This window comes from Paracoccus actinidiae (assembly GCF_030863885.1).
Lineage (GTDB): Bacteria > Pseudomonadota > Alphaproteobacteria > Rhodobacterales > Rhodobacteraceae > Paracoccus > Paracoccus everestensis.
Genome location: NZ_CP132956.1, coordinates 866,136 through 882,657, shown reverse-complemented (window position 1 = coordinate 882,657; position 16,522 = coordinate 866,136). Strand labels below are relative to the sequence as shown.

General features: G+C 63.8%; 18 protein-coding genes. 10 read left to right on the top strand and 8 right to left on the bottom strand.

Annotation, left to right across the window (positions count from 1 at the left end):
• Window positions 1–150 precede the first annotated feature (150 nt).
• Entirely contained in the window at window positions 151–1,794 is a 1,644-nt protein-coding gene (gene pyrG, locus Q5701_RS04435; protein ID WP_306753963.1) for a CTP synthase, read from the top strand.
• A gap of 72 nt (window positions 1,795–1,866) precedes the next feature.
• On the opposite strand, the gene Q5701_RS04430 is transcribed toward pyrG, so the two are convergent.
• Window positions 1,867–2,418: a LabA-like NYN domain-containing protein gene (locus tag Q5701_RS04430; protein ID WP_234853973.1), complete on the bottom strand. Its 552-nt coding sequence runs from the start codon at window positions 2,416–2,418 to the stop codon at window positions 1,867–1,869.
• Between the two features lie 93 nt (window positions 2,419–2,511).
• Between Q5701_RS04430 and folK the strand changes: the two genes are divergently transcribed.
• From folK to Q5701_RS04410, 4 genes are all read left to right on the top strand, one after another.
• Complete coding sequence (gene folK, locus Q5701_RS04425) at window positions 2,512–3,111, top strand: 2-amino-4-hydroxy-6-hydroxymethyldihydropteridine diphosphokinase (RefSeq protein ID WP_306753962.1); 600 nt, start codon at window positions 2,512–2,514, stop codon at window positions 3,109–3,111.
• A gap of 71 nt (window positions 3,112–3,182) precedes the next feature.
• Window positions 3,183–3,536, top strand: a complete 354-nt coding sequence (rpoZ, locus tag Q5701_RS04420; protein WP_234853975.1) for a DNA-directed RNA polymerase subunit omega — start codon at window positions 3,183–3,185, stop codon at window positions 3,534–3,536.
• Window positions 3,537–3,566: 30 nt separating this feature from the next.
• A complete protein-coding gene (locus Q5701_RS04415; protein WP_234853976.1) occupies window positions 3,567–5,681 on the top strand; it encodes a RelA/SpoT family protein in 2,115 nt (704 codons plus the stop codon).
• A 36-nt stretch (window positions 5,682–5,717) separates the two neighbouring features.
• On the top strand, window positions 5,718–6,356 hold the full coding sequence (locus Q5701_RS04410) for a DUF2062 domain-containing protein (RefSeq protein WP_306753961.1): 639 nt from the start codon (window positions 5,718–5,720) through the stop codon (window positions 6,354–6,356).
• A 54-nt stretch (window positions 6,357–6,410) separates the two neighbouring features.
• Here Q5701_RS04410 and Q5701_RS04405 read toward each other — a convergent pair whose 3' ends face one another.
• Both Q5701_RS04405 and otsB read right to left on the bottom strand, forming a co-directional pair.
• Window positions 6,411–7,766: an alpha,alpha-trehalose-phosphate synthase (UDP-forming) gene (locus Q5701_RS04405; RefSeq protein ID WP_306753959.1), complete on the bottom strand. Its 1,356-nt coding sequence runs from the start codon at window positions 7,764–7,766 to the stop codon at window positions 6,411–6,413.
• Complete coding sequence (gene otsB / locus Q5701_RS04400; RefSeq protein WP_306753958.1) at window positions 7,766–8,482, bottom strand: trehalose-phosphatase; 717 nt, start codon at window positions 8,480–8,482, stop codon at window positions 7,766–7,768. Before otsB ends, Q5701_RS04405 begins: the two co-directional genes overlap by 1 nt.
• A gap of 174 nt (window positions 8,483–8,656) precedes the next feature.
• On the opposite strand from otsB, the gene Q5701_RS04395 reads away from it, so the two are divergent.
• The 3 genes from Q5701_RS04395 (at window position 8,657) to msrA (ending at window position 10,634) form a co-directional block, all read left to right on the top strand.
• Window positions 8,657–9,622 carry an NAD(P)H-dependent flavin oxidoreductase gene (locus Q5701_RS04395; protein ID WP_306753957.1) on the top strand — a complete coding sequence of 322 codons (966 nt, stop codon included), beginning with the start codon at window positions 8,657–8,659 and terminating at the stop codon, window positions 9,620–9,622.
• 62 nt (window positions 9,623–9,684) lie between these two features.
• The gene (gene msrB, locus Q5701_RS04390) at window positions 9,685–10,131 is read left to right on the top strand and encodes a peptide-methionine (R)-S-oxide reductase MsrB (RefSeq protein ID WP_306753955.1); all 447 of its coding nucleotides are present in this window, start codon (window positions 9,685–9,687) and stop codon (window positions 10,129–10,131) included.
• Window positions 10,128–10,634 carry a peptide-methionine (S)-S-oxide reductase MsrA gene (msrA, locus tag Q5701_RS04385; protein ID WP_306753954.1) on the top strand — a complete coding sequence of 169 codons (507 nt, stop codon included), beginning with the start codon at window positions 10,128–10,130 and terminating at the stop codon, window positions 10,632–10,634. Before msrB ends, msrA begins: the two co-directional genes overlap by 4 nt.
• 8 nt (window positions 10,635–10,642) lie before the next feature.
• On the opposite strand, the gene Q5701_RS04380 is transcribed toward msrA, so the two are convergent.
• The gene (locus Q5701_RS04380) at window positions 10,643–11,173 is read right to left on the bottom strand and encodes a YqgE/AlgH family protein (RefSeq protein ID WP_234855837.1); all 531 of its coding nucleotides are present in this window, start codon (window positions 11,171–11,173) and stop codon (window positions 10,643–10,645) included.
• A gap of 196 nt (window positions 11,174–11,369) precedes the next feature.
• Between Q5701_RS04380 and Q5701_RS04375 the strand changes: the two genes are divergently transcribed.
• The gene (locus Q5701_RS04375; protein ID WP_306753953.1) at window positions 11,370–12,143 is read left to right on the top strand and encodes a protein-disulfide reductase DsbD domain-containing protein; all 774 of its coding nucleotides are present in this window, start codon (window positions 11,370–11,372) and stop codon (window positions 12,141–12,143) included.
• On the opposite strand, the gene Q5701_RS04370 is transcribed toward Q5701_RS04375, so the two are convergent.
• The 3 genes from Q5701_RS04370 to Q5701_RS04360 form a co-directional block, all read right to left on the bottom strand.
• Complete coding sequence (locus tag Q5701_RS04370; RefSeq protein WP_306755337.1) at window positions 12,140–12,880, bottom strand: uracil-DNA glycosylase; 741 nt, start codon at window positions 12,878–12,880, stop codon at window positions 12,140–12,142. The two genes, Q5701_RS04375 and Q5701_RS04370, sit on opposite strands and share 4 nt — an antisense overlap.
• A gap of 74 nt (window positions 12,881–12,954) precedes the next feature.
• Entirely contained in the window at window positions 12,955–13,659 is a 705-nt protein-coding gene (locus Q5701_RS04365; protein ID WP_306753952.1) for a response regulator, read from the bottom strand.
• Between the two features lie 9 nt (window positions 13,660–13,668).
• Window positions 13,669–14,181, bottom strand: coding sequence for a MarR family winged helix-turn-helix transcriptional regulator (locus Q5701_RS04360; RefSeq protein WP_234853985.1), 513 nt, complete (start codon window positions 14,179–14,181; stop codon window positions 13,669–13,671).
• A 155-nt stretch (window positions 14,182–14,336) separates the two neighbouring features.
• Between Q5701_RS04360 and Q5701_RS04355 the strand changes: the two genes are divergently transcribed.
• On the top strand, window positions 14,337–15,206 hold the full coding sequence (locus Q5701_RS04355; RefSeq protein WP_306755336.1) for a branched-chain amino acid aminotransferase: 870 nt from the start codon (window positions 14,337–14,339) through the stop codon (window positions 15,204–15,206).
• A gap of 1,119 nt (window positions 15,207–16,325) precedes the next feature.
• Here Q5701_RS04355 and Q5701_RS04350 read toward each other — a convergent pair.
• Window positions 16,326–16,514, bottom strand: a complete 189-nt coding sequence (locus Q5701_RS04350; protein WP_306753951.1) for a hypothetical protein — start codon at window positions 16,512–16,514, stop codon at window positions 16,326–16,328.
• Window positions 16,515–16,522: the final 8 nt, after the last annotated feature.

Here is a 16,522-nt window from a genome sequence, read left to right as displayed (position 1 = left end):
CACAACAACTAGGGGCGGCATCTTTCCGCCCCCACATCAACTTGCGGTTCCTTGCGGCCACGGGGCGAATCGGCTATATCTCGGATCCCGTGATGCTGGCTGTCCGACGGTCCGCAGCCATTCGGAATTTGCGAAATCACGGGGGCCTTCATGGCGCGTTACATCTTCATCACCGGCGGCGTCGTGTCCTCGCTTGGCAAGGGCCTGGCTTCGGCGGCACTGGGCGCGTTGCTGCAGGCACGGGGCTTCACGGTCAGGCTGCGTAAGCTTGACCCCTACCTGAACGTCGATCCCGGCACCATGTCGCCCTTTGAACATGGCGAGGTGTTCGTCACTGACGACGGCGCGGAAACCGACCTGGACCTGGGCCATTACGAACGCTTCACCGGCGTTTCCGCGCGCCGCACCGACAGCATCAGCAGCGGCCGCGTTTATTCCAACGTGCTGGAAAAGGAACGGCGGGGCGAATACCTGGGCAAGACCATCCAGGTGATCCCCCACGTCACGAACGAGATCAAGGATTTCCTTGCCATCGGCGACGACGAGGTCGATTTCATGCTGTGCGAGATCGGCGGCACGGTGGGCGACATCGAGGGCCTGCCCTTCTTCGAGGCGATCCGCCAGTTCACCCATGAACGCCCGCGCGGCCAATGCATCCTGATGCACCTGACGCTGCTGCCCTATCTTACGGCATCGGGCGAATTGAAGACCAAGCCCACCCAGCACAGCGTCAAGGAACTGCAATCCATCGGTCTGGCCCCGGATGTGCTGGTCTGCCGGTCCGAACACCCTATCCCGGAAAAGGAACGCGCCAAGATCGCGCTGTTCTGCAACGTCCGCCCGGACGCCGTGATCCCGGCCTATGACCTGAAGACCATCTACGAGGCGCCGCTGGCCTATCATCGCGCGGGGTTGGACCGCGCCGTTCTGGACGCCTTTGCCATCAGCCCCGCCCCGCGTCCGGATCTCTCGAAATGGGAGGACGTGATGGACCGGCTGGAGAACGCCGAGGGCCAGGTGAACATCGCGGTCGTGGGAAAATACACCCAGCTTGAGGACGCCTACAAATCCATCGCCGAGGCGTTGACCCATGGCGGCATGGCCAACCGCGTCCGCGTGCGTGCCGACTGGGTGGACAGCGAGAAGCTGGAAGGCGAAGGCGCGCATCTGCTGGACGGATACCACGGCATCATCGTGCCCGGCGGCTTTGGCGAACGCGGGACCGAAGGGATGCTGGCCGCCGCCAAATACGCGCGCGAGAAGAAGGTGCCCTATCTGGGCATCTGTCTGGGAATGCAAATGGCGGTGATCGAGGCCGCCCGCAACCTGGCCGGAATGCCCGACGCGGGGTCCGAGGAGTTCGACCACGAAGCCGGCAAGACCCGCTTCACGCCGGTCGTCTATCACCTCAAGGAATGGGTGCAGGGCAACTATACCGTGCAGCGCAAGGTGACGGACGACAAGGGCGGCACCATGCGGCTGGGTGCCTATACCGCCATCCTGGCCCCTGATTCGAGGATCAGCGAGGTTTACGGCGGTGCTGTCGAAATCGAGGACCGCCACCGCCACCGCTATGAAGTGGACGCGACCTATCGCGAGCAGTTGGAACAGGCGGGCCTGTGCTTTTCCGGTATGTCGCCCGACGGCAAGCTGCCCGAGGTGATCGAATATGCCGACCACCCCTGGTTCATCGGCGTGCAGTCTCATCCCGAGTTGAAGTCAAAGCCGTTCGAACCCGCGCCGCTGTTCGCAGGCTTTGTCCGGGCGGCGATGGAAGAAGGACGGTTGGTCTGAAGCAGGGCTTTGCCTTGCCAGACAATATCCTGACGATACCCGGCCTTTCAGGCAAAGGCCGGGCACAAGTTCTCAGCCCTCTGCCGGTTGCTGTTCGCGCGGCGGTCGCCCCACGATATCGCGCAGCGCATCCAGTTCGATGAAGTTGTCGGCCTGACGGCGCAGGTCGTCGGCGATCATCGGGGGCTGGCTGCGGATGGTGGACACGACCGACACGCGCACGCCTTGGCGCTGCAGCGCCTCGATCAGGGGGCGGAAATCGCCGTCGCCGGAAAAGATCACCGCATGGTCCAGCCGGGGGGCAAGCTGCATGGCGTCGATAGTCAGTTCGATGTCCATGTTGCCCTTGATCTTACGCCGGCCCATGGTGTCGGTGTATTCCTTGGCAGGCTTTGTCACCACGCAATAACCGTTGTAATGCAGCCAGTCGACCAGCGGACGGATCGGGGAATAATCCTCTCCCTCCATCAGGGCGGTATAGTAATAAGCGCGCATCAGCTTGCCCCGACGGTCGAACTCCTGCCGCAACAGCTTGTAATCGATGTCAAATCCCAAGGCCTTGGCCGAGGCATAGAGATTGGCTCCGTCGATGAAGATCGCCAAGCGATCGTCCTTGTAAAACATTCCTGTTGCCTTCAATGAGACTGTTCGTTCAACACGCGGGCGATGCGTGCGCAATGGCCTCGCCACAGGTCTTCATAGAACGAACAGGTGCCTATGGAAAACTTGTCTTTCGGTATCGTTTCCCTGGGCGCGAACCTGCCGTCCGCCGCGGGCGACGCGGCCCGGACCCTTTGCGATGTCTTGGCGATCTTGCACGGTGAACCGGATATTTCAATAGCGGCGATCAGCCGCATCTGGCGCACGCCCGCCTTTCCGCCGGGATCGGGACCGGAATACGCCAATGCGGCCGCAGCGATCCGCACAAGCCTTGCCGCGCAGGATCTGCTGGACCGTCTGCACGGGATCGAGGCGCACTTCGGGCGCGACCGCAGCACCGGCCGCTGGTCTGCCCGGGTTCTGGACCTGGACCTGATCGCCCTTGACGACCTGATCCTGCCTGACACCGCGACCTTGCGCCACTGGATCGACCTGCCTGCGGACCGGCAGGGGGTCTTGGCGCCCGACCGGCTGATCCTGCCCCATCCCCGGATGGGGGATCGCGGCTTTGTGCTGGCCCCTTTGTCCGAGATCGCGCCCGGCTGGCGCCACCCCTTGACCGGAAAGCCGGTGTCGCGGATGCTGGCGGAACTTGGACCCGATGCCCTGGAGGGCATGACGCCGCTTGCGCCGGGCAGCGGCTTGGCCAATGCTTGACAATTCTGTTCATGGCGTCCAGAACCTCGGTTTCGCCCCGGATATCTGATTCGCAACTGCACAGGTGAGACATGGCCCGCGTAACGGTTGAAGACTGCGTTGACAAAGTCCCGAACCGCTTTGATCTGGTGATGCTGGCCTCGCATCGCGCCCGTGAAATCACCGCCGGCAGCCAGCCTACGGTTGACCGCGACAACGACAAGAACCCGGTCGTCGCCTTGCGCGAAATCGCCGAGGAAACGCAGCCGGTGGACGATCTGCGCGAGCGGATGATCGAATCGACCCAAACCCAGATCGAGGTCGATGAGCCGGAAGAAGACGCCATGGCCCTCCTGCTGGGTGCCGAGGTGGATCGTCCTCGTCCCGCCGACGAGGAATCCGAGGAACGGATGCTGCGCATGATGCTGGAAGCGAACCAGCGTTAAAGCCGGGAAAACAGGGGTCTTCGGCAAAGAATGATCGACGTCGAAGACCTTATCGCGCTTGTCCGCAACTATAACCCCCGCAGCAACGCCACCCTGATCCGCGACGCCTATGAATACGGGATGCGGATGCATGAAGGGCAGTTCCGCCATTCCGGGGAACCCTATTTTACCCATCCCATTGCCGTCGCTGCCATCCTGACGGAAATGCGGCTGGACGACGCCACCATCGTCACCGCCCTTTTGCACGACACGGTCGAGGACACCCGGTCCACCAAGGAAGACCTTGTCACCACTTTTGGTCCCGAGATTGCCGATCTGGTCGATGGCGTCACCAAGCTGACCAATCTGGAACTGTCATCCGCCCAGTCCAAGCAGGCCGAGAATTTCCGCAAGCTGTTCATGGCCATGTCGCGCGATCTGCGCGTGATCCTGGTCAAGCTGGCCGACCGTCTGCACAATATGCGCACCATCCGGTCCATGCGCCCCGAAAAGCAGGTCAAGAAGGCGCGCGAGACGATGGACATCTTCGCACCCTTGGCCGGGCGCATGGGGATGCAGTGGATGCGCGAGGAACTGGAAGACCTTGCCTTCAAGGTCATCAACCCCGAGGCCCGCAATTCCATCATCCGCCGCTTTGTCAGCCTGCAAAGGGACAGCGGTGACATCATCGGCCAGATCACCGCCGACATCCGCGTCGTGCTGGAAAAGGAAGGGATCGAGGCCGATGTCTTTGGCCGCGCCAAGAAGCCCTTTTCGGTCTGGCGCAAGATGCAGGAAAAGCAGCTGGCCTTTTCGCGGCTGTCCGACATCTATGGCTTTCGGATCATCACCCGGTCCGACATGGACTGCTATCGCGCGCTTGGCGTGATCCACCAACGCTGGCGCGCCGTTCCGGGACGGTTCAAGGATTACATCAGTCAGCCGAAATCGAACGGCTATCGGTCGATCCACACCACCGTGTCGGGCCGCGACGGCAAGCGGGTCGAGGTGCAGATCCGCACCCGCCAGATGCACGAGGTGGCCGAATCCGGCGTTGCGGCGCACTGGGCCTATCGCGACGGGACGCGCACCAAGAACCCCTTTGCCGTCGATCCCGCAGAATGGATCGACAGCCTGACAGACCGGTTCGAGGACGAGGACCACAACGAGTTCCTGGAAGCCGTCAAGCTGGAAATGTACCAGGACCAGGTGTTCTGCTTTTCGCCCAAGGGGGACGTGCTGCAACTGCCCAAGGGGGCGACGCCCATCGACTTTGCCTATGCGATCCATACGCGGCTGGGCAATTCCTGCGTCGGTGCCAAGGTGGACGGGATCCGCGTGCCCTTGTGGACGCGGCTGAAAAACGGGCAGTCGGTCGATATCATCTCGGCATCGGGCCAGCGCCCGCAATCGACCTGGCTGGACATCGTCGCCACCGGCCGGGCCAAATCCGCCATCCGCCGATCCTTGCGAGAGGAAGACCGCGACCGCTTCATCCGCCTGGGCCGCGAACTGGTGCGCGTCAGCTTCGAACACGTCGGGCGCAAGGTCACGGACAAGGCGCTGCGGACTGCAGCCAAGCAGATGGGCCTGGCGGACGGCGACGAACTGCTGGCGCGGATCGGCAGCGCGGAAAATTCGGCCAAGGAGGTGCTGCAGGTTCTGTATCCCGACCTGGCCGCCCACCAGGACGAGATCGATGGCACCCGCCCCTTTGCAGGGGTCGAGGCGGATGCCGATTTCAAGCGCGCGCCTTGCTGCCGCCCCTTGCCCGGCGAACGCATCGTCGGCATCACCTATCGCGGCAAGGGCGTGGTGATCCATGCCATCGACTGCCCCGTGCTTGCGGAATACGAGGATATGCCCGACCGCTGGGTCGACGTGCAGTGGCGCGCGGGCCGCCATCCAGCCGCCTATTCGACGCTGCTGTCACTGACGATCCGCCACGACGCGGGCGTCCTGGGCCGCATCTGCGGGCTGATCGGCGCGCAGGGGGCCAATATCTCGAACCTTGAATTCAAGGACCGCAAGCCCGACTTCTATCGCATCGAGGTCGAGATCGAGTTGCGGGACCAGGAACATCTGCACAACCTTCTGACCGCGCTCGAGGCGGAAAGCGATGTCGCACAGGTTGCACGTATCCGCGATATAGCAAAGAAGCCGTGACACGGGCGTTGCCTGGGGCATAAGGAAGCACAAACCGTGTTCAAGCGCAGCAAGCCGCGCACATACGGACAACTGGCCAGCGAACTGGTCTATCCGCGCGGCGGCTTTCGCCGGTCCACTGCCTATCTTTGGCATCGTATCCGCCGGCTGCCCGACCAGCCCCACCGCATTGCGCGGGGCTTGGCGGCCGGGGTGTTCCTGTCCTTCACGCCCTTGCACGGTTTTCACTTCATCGTGGCCGCCCTGGTTTCGCTGGCGATCCGGGGGAATGTGCTGGCGGCTTTCGTAGGCACCTTCGCGGGCAATCCGCTGACCACGCCTTTCATCGCGCTTGCCGCGGTGGGATTGGGACGGACGCTGCTGGGCCTGCCGGGCGATATGTCGCCCCAGGTGATCTTTCGCGAATTCGCCCATGCCACGGCTGAAACCTGGCACAACATCATGTCTGTCGTAGGCCCCGGTCCAACCAGTTGGAGCGGGCTGTCGGAGTTCTGGCACGAGATTTTCCTGCCCTATGCGGCAGGCGGCGCAGTGCTGGGCGGGATCGCGGCAGTGGTGACCTTTTATCTGACGGTCCCGATCGTGCGCCGTTATCACCGGCGCAAGTCGATGGCGATGGCCGCGCGGATCAACAGGGTGCATGGTGCCCTGGACAAGGCCCGCAAGCACGACTGACGCTGCATAAGGGGGCCAGCTCGAACCCCCCGGAATATTTTGCCAAGGTGAATATTACGCACGGGCTTGGGAAAGCGCCTCCAGATAGGTGGCCGACCACCAGCCGACATCCTGTTCAACCACCCCGCGCAGCAAGGCCGCGTGGCGTGCGCGGCGTTCGTCCAGCGGCATGGTGATGGCTTGCTGCATGGCCTGGGCCAGTTCGCCGGGGTCATGCGGGTTGATGATCAGGGCCTCCGTCATCGCCTCGGCCGCGCCGGCAAAGCGCGACAGGATCAGAACGCCCGGATCGGCCGGATCCTGGGCCGCGACATATTCCTTTGCCACCAGGTTCATCCCGTCGGCCAAGGGCGTCACCAGGCCGATCCGCGACTGGCGATACAGGCCCGCAAGCTCGTTCCGTGGAATCGGCCGGTGGATGAAGCGGATCGGCGTCCAGTTGACGGTGGCGAACTGGCCGTTGACGCGGCCCGCCAGATGTTCCGTTTCCTCGCGGATCTGCTGATAGGCATCGACGGATTCCCGCGTCGGCGGCGCGATCTGCAGCAGCATCACCTTTTCTGTCAGCGAAGGGTCGTTTTCCAGCAGGTACTGGAACGCCCGGAACCTTTGCGGGATACCCTTGGAATAATCCAGCCGGTCCACCCCGATCATCGACAGCGACCCGGTCAGGGTGCGCATCCGGTCCTGCTCTCGGGCGGCCTGCGCTTCGGTGATGAAGGCCTTGGCGTCGATGCCAATGGGAAAGACGCCGGTGCGGATGCTGCGGCCCGCAATGCGGAATTCATTGTCCGATACCTGCTCGAACTCGGTCAGCGCCCGGGCACTTGCCGCCAGATGGTCCAGGTCGCGCTGCGCCTGAAAGCCTGCCAGGTCGTAATGGGCCAGCCATTCGAACACTTCGTCCGGGTTGGGAAGGGTCGCGCAATCGGTGGGGCCCGGAAAGGGGATGTGCAGGAAATGGCCGATCAGCCCCTTGAACCCCTGCTTGCGCAACTCCTGGGCCAAAGGAAACAGTTGGTAATCCTGCACCCAGATCTGGTCGTCGGGCCGCAAATGCGGGACCAGCAGCCGGGCAATGCGTTCGTTCACGCGGCGATAGCCTTCCAGATATTCCGGCAGGATCCGCATCAGATCCGCACGCCCGTGGCAGACCGGCCACAAGACGGAATTGGAATAGCCCAAGTAGTATTCTTCGTGATCCTGCGGTGTCAGGTCAAAGGACGCGCGCCCAAAGGCCGCCCCCTCGTGAAAGGTCAGCTCGTCGGAAGGCTCGTCTACTGTCTCGCCCGAAAAACCGACCCACAGCCCGCCCGATGTGCGCAGCGCATCTTCCAGGGCCACCACAAGCCCGCCGGAGGGATTGTCACCCAGCGGAATGCGGTTCGATACGGCAACCAGACGCGGCATCAGCGCAGCCCTTTCAAGGCATCGTCCAGCCAATGGGCCAGCACGGCCGGATCGGGCAGCCGATGACGGGCCACCGTATCGCCCGCGCCGATCTTGATGCCCTGGCCGCCAAGCGCCTGCGCGCGGGCCATCGCCACCTCATCGGTCAGATCGTCGCCCGCATAGACCGGAACGCGGCCTGCAAAGGGGGCCATGCCCATCAGCCGGTCCAGGGCGCCGTCCTTGCCGGTGCCCGCCGGTCGCAGTTCCACCGCCATCTTGGCCGGCTGCAGCATCATGCCCGGATGGGACTCGGCCAGCCGTGCCGTCACATCCTCGACCACGGGGCGCAGGGCGGGATCGGCGCGGTAATGCAACGCGACGCCATGCGGCTTGTATTCGACCAGGATCGCGGGATGGGCCGCCACCGCGTCCGCAGCCGCTTGGTGCAGCGCAGCCAGGTCCAGATCGACCTGATGGGTGGTTTCGATCAAATGGCCCGACAGTGACAGTTCCGCCCCGTGGCTGCCGGCAATGGCACCCGGAAAGTCGGGCAGATAGCCGCGCAGGTCGGCAACGTCGCGTCCCGACACCAACGCCACTGCGCCGCCCAAGGCGCTGTGCAGGCGCGCCAGCCGCTGGGGAAGGCCGGGCGGGATCACCACCGCGTCCGGACGGGGGGCGATGTCAACCAGACAACCATCGAAATCCAGGAACAGGGCAGTCTCAGCGGTCAAGCTGGGGACAGACAGGGCAAGCGGCTGCATCGGCGCGCATTCTCCTTTGCAACGGGTGACAAGACCCAACCCCCCGCCGTGCCATAAGGTTCACCATGGCGTGAGTTTTTCCGTCGCGTCAGGGTTGCCCGCTGCCAGCCGGCAAGCCATCGTGCCCGAAATTCGGAGGATTTCATGCTGCCCCCCATCCTGTCCAGCCTGCGCATTCCCGTCGTGGCCTCGCCCATGTTCATCGTCTCGGGACCGGATCTGGTGATCGCGCAATGCAAGGCGGGCATCGTCGGCAGCTTTCCCGCGCTGAACGCGCGCGAAAAGGATGGCGAACAGCCCTTGCTGGACGCCTGGCTGACCCGCATCGCCACCGAACTGGACCGCCACAACCAGGCCAATCCCGACCGGCCCGCAGCGCCCTTTGCCGTCAACCAGATCGTCCATCGCAGCAATGCCCGGCTGGAGCGCGACATCGAGATTTGCCACCGCCACAAGGTGCCGATCTGGATCACGTCCCTGGGCGCGCGGGTCGAGGTGAACCAGGCCGCCCATGATTGCGGCGGGATCGCGCTGCATGACGTGATCAACAACGTGTTTGCCAGAAAGGCCATTGAAAAGGGCGCGGACGGGCTGATCGCGGTGGCGGCGGGCGCAGGCGGCCATGCGGGGCCGCAGTCGCCCTTTGCCCTGATCCAGGAAATCCGCGACTGGTTTGACGGACCGCTGCTGCTGTCGGGCGCCATCGCGACAGGGCGGGCGGTGCTGGCAGCCCAGGCCATGGGGGCGGATCTGGCCTATATCGGCAGCCCCTTCATCGCGACGACCGAGGCGAATGCGACCCCCGATTACAAGCAGATGATCGTGAACAGCGGCGCCATGGATATCGTCACCTCGTCGCTGTTCACGGGGGTGTCCGGGAATTACCTCGCGCCATCGATCCGCGCGGCGGGAATGGATCCCGACGCCCTGGAAGGGGCCGATCCGTCGGCCATGAACTTTGGCGGCAACGCCTCCAAGGCCAAGGCCTGGAGCCAGGTCTGGGGATCCGGCCAGGGCATCGGGGCCGTGCGCGACATCGTGCCCGCCGCCACGCGCATCGACCGCCTGGCGGCCGAATATGCCGAAGCCCGCGCCGCAATCTTCGGCTGACCTTTGCGATCTGATCCCGGCGTCCCCATATGGGGACGACAAAGGACCAGCGGAGGACAAGCATGGCCTATCAGAAGACCCCCGATGCCGTGGCCCGGCTGACGCCCGAACAATACCGCGTCACCCAGGAAAACGGCACCGAACGCGCCTTTACCGGCGAATACGACCATCATTTCGAACCTGGCCTTTATGTGGACATCGTTTCGGGCGAACCGCTGTTCGTGTCGACCACGAAATACAATTCCGGATGCGGCTGGCCTGCCTTCACCAAGCCGATCGAGGGCAACGTGACCGAACACCGTGACGTTTCCTACGGAATGGTCCGCATCGAGGTCCGGTCGAAGCACGGCGACAGCCATCTGGGCCATGTCTTTCCAGACGGCCCACGCGAGGCCGGGGGCCTGCGGTACTGCATCAATTCCGCGTCCCTGCGGTTCGTCCCCAAGGACCGGATGGAGGCAGAGGGTTACGGACAATACCTGCCCCAGGTCGAGGAGGCGGGCCAATGACCGAACGCGCGGTTCTTGCGGGCGGCTGCTTCTGGGGGATGCAGGATCTGATCCGGCGGCTGCCGGGCGTCATCACGACGCGCGTGGGCTATACCGGCGGTGACATTCCCAATGCCACCTATCGCAACCACGGCAACCATGCCGAGGGGATCGAGATCGTCTTCGATCCCGGCATCATCACCTATCGCAAGCTGCTGGAGGTGTTCTTCCAGATCCATGATCCGACCACGCCGAACCGGCAGGGCAACGACATCGGTCCCAGCTATCGTTCGGCGATCTATTACACGGATGACGACCAAAAGCAGGTAGCCGAGGACACCATTGCGGATGTCAACGCGTCGGGCCTGTGGCCGGGCAGGGTCGTGACCGAGGTCGAGCCGGTGGGGGATTTCTGGGAAGCCGAACCCGAACACCAGGATTACCTGGAACGGTTCCCGAACGGCTATACCTGCCATTTCCCGCGCCCGAACTGGGTGCTGCCCCGCAGAAGCGCCGCCGAATAGGCGGTGCCTCAGGCCCGGCCCGCCGCAGCGGACAGCAGCGACGGGTCGATGCCCTGGGCGCGCAGGGCCGCCTGCCATTTGTCGGAGTGAGCGGCGCTGAAGATCAGTTCATCGGCGCCGTCGCCCGTCAGCCAGCCGTTTTGCAGCATCTCGTCTTCAAGCTGTCCCGGACCCCATCCGGCATAGCCAAGCGCCAGCACCGCCGAATCCGGGCCTTGGCCATTCGCCAGATCCTCAAGAATGTCGCGGGTGGTGGTCATCGCCAGCGTCCGGCCGATGCGCAGCCGCCCTTCCGGGTCGTCGCCATGTTCGGGGACGTTGTGCAGCACGAAGCCGCGTCCCGGTTCGACCGGGCCGCCGAACCGCACCTCGATCCGCCGGGCCGAGGCGTCGGTAGAGATGCCAAGCTGTTCCAGAAGATCGCCAAAGTCGATCTCGGGCAGCGGGCGGTTAAGGACCAGGCCCATCGCGCCCTCGTCGGTATGGGCGCAGATCAGAACGACCGACCGTTCAAAGCGCGGATCGGCCATGCCCGGCATGGCGATCAGGATCTTGCCGGTCAGGTTGGAATGGTCCGCGCTGCCAGAAGGGGTGCCGCCGGACCGGTTGCCGTGAATGTCGGGACTGCTCATCTGTTCTCCTTCCCTTCCAAAATCGGCTTTGGCGGGTCTTGTTGCAAGGCCTGCGCAGAATTGTGACTTCATCCGGGGCCCGCCAACCGCTACTGCTTGGGCCATGATCCGTTCCGCCTTGACCCTTTCCTGCCTGTGCCTGGCCGCATTGCCCCTGGCCGCCGAAAGCCCGGCCCCGGGCTTGACCGGCGCGCGCATCCTGCCGGGATGGACCCAGTCAGATGGAAGCCGCATCGGGGCCATCGAGTTCCGGCTGGACCCCGGCTGGAAGACCTATTGGCGCAATCCCGGCGACAGCGGGCTGCCCCCGGTCTTCGACTGGTCGGGATCGGACAACCTGGGCGAACTGGTCCTGCACTGGCCTGCACCCCAGGCCGTCCCGTCCGGCGAGGGCGTGGCGCTTGGCTATCACGACCGGCTGGTCCTGCCCTTTACCGCGCGTCCCGCCGATCCCGGCCAAGCCGTCGATCTGGCGGTCACCGTGGATTTCGGGCTGTGCAAGGATATCTGCGTTCCCGCCCATGTCGTTCTGAGAGGGGATGCGGCGACCGCCACCCCCGACCCCGTGATCCAGTCGGCCATGGACCGGGTGCCCCGGCCCGACCCCGGCCGCCCCGCCTGCACGCTGGAACCGATCGACGACGGGATGCGCGTCACTGCCACCGTGCCCGGCCCTGTCGCCCTGGCGGCAATGGAGCTGGCAGATCCCGAAGTCTGGGCTTCGGGAACCGAATTGCGCACGGATGGGGGCGTCACGACGCTGACGGCCGATTTCGTCCCGCCCCAGGCCGCCCCTTTCGACCTGCCACGGGACCGGCTGGTGTTCACCTTGGTGAACGACGATGGCGCGGTCGAGATGCGGGGCTGCGCGGGCTAGTCCAGCCGCGCCGACAGCGACAACAGGTCGGCCCAGGCTTCCCGTTTGGCAGGGGGATTGCGCAACAGATAGGCCGGGTGGGTCATGGGCAGCGCGGGACGGCCGAACGCCTGGTCCCAATGGCCGCGCAGGCGCAGGATGCCGCGCCGACCCAGGCCTGCGTCGCAGGCGATGTTGCCCATCAGCACGATCAGGTCGGGCGCGGCCAGGTCGATATGGCGGCGCAGGAACGGCAGGCTGACGGCAATCTCGTCCGGGCGGGGGTCGCGGTTGCCGGGCGGACGCCAGGTCAGGACGTTGGTGATATAGATCGCCTTTTCCGCATCCGTTGCCTGGCGCGACAATCCGATGGCCCCGACCATCCGATCCAGCATCTGCCCCGCGCGACCGACAAAGGGACGGCCCTGACGGTCCTCCTCGTCTCCCGGCGCCTCGCCCAGAATCAGGACGCGGGCCGCCGGATTTCCGTCGGCAAAGCAGAAATTCCGCGCGCCTTTCTTCAGCTCGATCCCGTCAAAGCGTTCCTGCGCGGCAGCCAGGGCGTCCAGCGTGTCGCAAGCGGCCGCCAAAGCCTCGGCCTGGGACACACGGGCAGGCAGGTCGTCACCCTCGGACGTGAGGGACAGGGCGGGCGCCGGAGGGGGGGCCAAGGGGATCTGCGGCTGAACAGGCGCCGGTGGGGCCGCCAGGTCGAAGCGGTCCAGCGGGGCGTCCAGCATGGGTTCGTCCACGCCCATTTCCGCCTGCCATTCCAGCAAGGCAAGCGCGGTTTCCCCGTCCAGTTCGGCCCCCTGCCAGATCACCCGGTCCACTAGTCCACCACCAGCATATAGCCGGTGCCGCGCACGGTTTGCAAAAATCGCGGTTCCCTGGGATCGGGTTCGATCTTGCGGCGCAACCGGGTGATCTGCACGTCGATGGCGCGTTCGGAATTCTCGGCCTCGTCGCCGGGGCCCCGGCCCAGATCGTCGATCAGGTCGGCGCGGCTGACGGGTTCGCCCCGGCTGGCGGCAAGGCGCCGCAGCAGCGCCTGTTCCGTGCCGGTCAGGCGCAGGTGGCTTTCCCCTTGCCACAATTCGCCCTTGTCTATGTCGTATCGCAGCGCCCCCAGGGTCAGGAATTTCGGCTGGTGCATCTCGGGCGCGGGGATGCGCCGCAGGATGGCGTTGATGCGCAGCAGCAGTTCCCGCGGCTCGAAGGGCTTGGGCAGGTAGTCGTCGGCGCCTACCTCCAGCCCGGTGATCCGGTCCTCGGTCTCGCCTCGCGCGGTCAGCAGCAGGATGGGCGTGGTCAACCTTTCGCGCAAGCTGCGGGTCAGGGCAAATCCATCCTCGCCCGGCATCATCACGTCCAGCACGATCATGTCGAAGTCCAGCCCCGCCAGCAGCCGCCGGGCCTGCGCCGCGTCGCGCGCCAGCGTCACCAGGAATCCGTTCTTGCGCAAGAAACGCCCCAGCAGCGCACGAATGCGTTCGTCGTCGTCGACGATCAGCAGATGGGCATCAGACTGGCTCATGGCAGGCCTTTATTCGGGCAGATCCTTCATGGACTGATACTGCGCCCGCGTCTCGGGGTCCATCATCGCCTCCAACACCTGACGAAAGCCCGCCACCGCCTGCGGCCCGGCGGCACGATAGGCCTGGCGCATCCGCGCCCGCTGCGCCTCGGACAGGCGGCGTTCCAGGGCCGCGCCCTCGGCCGTCAGGTGCAGGTGGCGTTCGCGTCGGTCGCGCCGGCCCACGCGGCTTTCAACCAACCCATCCTCGATCAAGGTGCGCAGGACGCGGTTCAGCGACTGTTTGGTCACCCCCAGCACCGCCAGCAGGGCGGTGACCGTCAGGCCCGGATCGCGGTGGATGAAGTGCAGCGCACGGTGATGGGCGCGCCCGTAGTCCATTCCCGTCAGGATCAGGTCCGGATCGGCGGTAAAGGCACGATAGGCAAAGAACATCGCCTCGATCCCGCGCCGGATCTGATCATCGGTCAGAAACAGCAGATCCTCGCCCATCAGGGTATGAACGCGAAGCGTCTCGACCATGGTCCATCCTTTCCCAATGCCGCACTGATAGGGCAGTCTTGTTGACTTTCCAAGATTCGATTGCTAGGCGTCAAGGGCTTCGCGCAACAAAAGGGCCGATCCCGGGCGGACCCGCGCAAGATCCGCAAAATCCCGGACTGATTTTGGAGAGAATGATGACGGGCGCATACGACGATCGCGACGGCAAGATCTGGATGGACGGCGAACTGGTCGATTGGCGCGACGCGAATGTACATATCCTGACCCATGCCCTGCATTATGCAAGCTCGGTCTTCGAGGGCGAGCGCTGCTATGACGGCAAGATCTTCAAGGGCCACGAACATTCCCTGAGGCTGATCGAATCGGCCCGCCTGCTGGACATGGAATCGCCCTATTCAGCAGAGCAGATCGACGCCGCGAAAGAGGCCGTGCTACAGGCCAACGGGCTGACCAACGCTTATGTCCGCGCGGTGATGTGGCGCGGGTCCGGCCCCGACATGGGCGTTTCGGCGGTGCGCAATCCGGTTCGCATGGCGGTCGCCGTCTGGGAATGGGGCAGCTATTACGGCGACGCCAAGTGGCAGGGCGCCAAGCTGGACGTGGCCAAATGGAAGCGCCCGTCGCCCGAAACCATCCCCACCGCGGCGAAGGCTGCGGGCCTTTACATGATCTGCACCATGTCCAAGCACGCGGCCGAGGCCAAGGGCTGTTCGGATGCGCTGTTCATGGATTGGGAAGGCTATGTGGCCGAGGCGACCGGCGCCAACATCTTCTTCATCCGCGACGGAGAGGTCCATACCCCGCAGGCCGACCGCTTCCTGAACGGCATCACGCGCCAAACCATCATCCAGATGCTGAAGGACAACGGCACCACGGTCCACGAACGCCGCATCCGTCCCGAGGAACTGGAGGATTTCCAGGAATGCTTCCTGACCGGAACCGCTGCCGAGGTGACGCCGGTCGGTCAGATCGGGGACTGGCATTTCCAGGTCGGGCAGACGACGCGGCAGGTGGCCGAAGATTACGAGCGTCTGGTCAGGGCGTAAGGACAAGGATGGTTGCCCCAACAGGGGTGGCCCTCTTTCACTGCCACTGCTGGGCAGGTGAAAGCACGCCTCTTGGGGTGAAATTGACTGACATCAGCGACCAGCATTTCTTCAGATCATCATTATCCTGATAATGCCATGCAGAGCCTATCATTTGCGCAATCAGAGGTTATAAATAATATAAAAACATTTATTATTTCCCGTGGCATTACCTAAAAACAGCAATATGCAATTGATACATACCAATTACGTGAATTGTAAATTCAGATAGTTGCAATATAATATATCTCATGCCGCCGTTCATGCGATCTGCTTGGACTTGCTTTCTGGGATACCTGTGAGGAATTTGCCTTTCAGACCGCAGAAGCTTCGGCAGCATGGTCAACTGTAAATAGGAAATTCTAATGGCAGGATTTCACAAGCAATAAGCAACATGCCTTTGATCCGTCAAGAAAAGCCCAGTCAACTTGGTGCGCGATCGGCGTCAAGCTTAGGCTTGAGGTCGGGCAAACCGATCAGCTACACGCCGGTTGCGTGCCTCTAGGCTGTCGCAACCGTTCCTGACCGCGACATTGCAATCACGGACCCAGCAATGGGCAGGCCGTCAAGCCTTTGCAGGCTTGGAACGGCTACGAGGCTATTCAGAATAAGCACCATCCCAACGCCGTCAGGCTTCGGCGTTGGCAACCCTGGTGCTGTCTCATCCCGCGCCGCTGAAATGAATGTTGCCTAGATGAGACCGCACTTTCACCCTTGAACAACCGAGTGCGCACAGCGCCTCGGATAATGGAGTTCGTCATGTCAAGATTACTCATATATGTCGCCACTGCATCCCTGCTTTCGATCACTGCCCAGGCAGTTTCGGCGCAAGACGCCCATGAAAGGCCTGAATCTGCGCCAGGAATCTCGAAGGCGGCCCAGGTCGAGGTCGAGGCTGGCCGTTTGCACAGTCCCTATGACCTTGCCAGCAGCGGCCTGTCCTCAAGAGACTTGGTGTCGGTTTCTAATTTCGCTTCCGCGGAGCGGGTGATCGACGGTCCGAGCCGGGACGACTAGCGACAGGCGGCGTCCTGCCCCAAGAAAAGGCCGCCCTTTTCCGGACGGCCCATACTCTGGGCCTCAACCCGTCTTCCCGCGCTCGATCCGCGCGTATTCGACGACCTTGCGGTTTTCTTCGCTGCGGGTTTGCGGGCGGGATCGCAGCATCGCGATGGCGGGGTGGGTGCGCGATTCCCGTTCGTGGCGCGTAAATTCGCGCAGGCGGGCCGCCCCCTTGGCCTGGGGCTGGTCAGTGATCGGCTTGGTCATTGTCGGCC

Excerpts from the sequence above, each read along its gene's own strand:
- Q5701_RS04375 (WP_306753953.1), top strand. The coding sequence starts at position 11,370 with ATGATCCGTTCCGCCTTGACCCTTTCCTGCCTGTGCCTGGCCGCATTG.
- rpoZ (WP_234853975.1), top strand. The coding sequence starts at position 3,183 with ATGGCCCGCGTAACGGTTGAAGACTGCGTTGACAAAGTCCCGAACCGC.
- Q5701_RS04430 (WP_234853973.1), bottom strand. The coding sequence starts at position 2,418 with ATGTTTTACAAGGACGATCGCTTGGCGATCTTCATCGACGGAGCCAAT.
- folK (WP_306753962.1), top strand. The coding sequence starts at position 2,512 with ATGGAAAACTTGTCTTTCGGTATCGTTTCCCTGGGCGCGAACCTGCCG.
- Q5701_RS04350 (WP_306753951.1), bottom strand. The coding sequence starts at position 16,514 with ATGACCAAGCCGATCACTGACCAGCCCCAGGCCAAGGGGGCGGCCCGC.
- Q5701_RS04370 (WP_306755337.1), bottom strand. The coding sequence starts at position 12,880 with ATGGGCGTGGACGAACCCATGCTGGACGCCCCGCTGGACCGCTTCGAC.
- msrA (WP_306753954.1), top strand. The coding sequence starts at position 10,128 with ATGACCGAACGCGCGGTTCTTGCGGGCGGCTGCTTCTGGGGGATGCAG.
- msrB (WP_306753955.1), top strand. The coding sequence starts at position 9,685 with ATGGCCTATCAGAAGACCCCCGATGCCGTGGCCCGGCTGACGCCCGAA.
- Q5701_RS04395 (WP_306753957.1), top strand. The coding sequence starts at position 8,657 with ATGCTGCCCCCCATCCTGTCCAGCCTGCGCATTCCCGTCGTGGCCTCG.
- Q5701_RS04355 (WP_306755336.1), top strand. The coding sequence starts at position 14,337 with ATGACGGGCGCATACGACGATCGCGACGGCAAGATCTGGATGGACGGC.
- Q5701_RS04365 (WP_306753952.1), bottom strand. The coding sequence starts at position 13,659 with ATGAGCCAGTCTGATGCCCATCTGCTGATCGTCGACGACGACGAACGC.
- Q5701_RS04360 (WP_234853985.1), bottom strand. The coding sequence starts at position 14,181 with ATGGTCGAGACGCTTCGCGTTCATACCCTGATGGGCGAGGATCTGCTG.
- Q5701_RS04415 (WP_234853976.1), top strand. The coding sequence starts at position 3,567 with ATGATCGACGTCGAAGACCTTATCGCGCTTGTCCGCAACTATAACCCC.
- pyrG (WP_306753963.1), top strand. The coding sequence starts at position 151 with ATGGCGCGTTACATCTTCATCACCGGCGGCGTCGTGTCCTCGCTTGGC.
- Q5701_RS04405 (WP_306753959.1), bottom strand. The coding sequence starts at position 7,766 with ATGCCGCGTCTGGTTGCCGTATCGAACCGCATTCCGCTGGGTGACAAT.
- Q5701_RS04380 (WP_234855837.1), bottom strand. The coding sequence starts at position 11,173 with ATGCCGGGCATGGCCGATCCGCGCTTTGAACGGTCGGTCGTTCTGATC.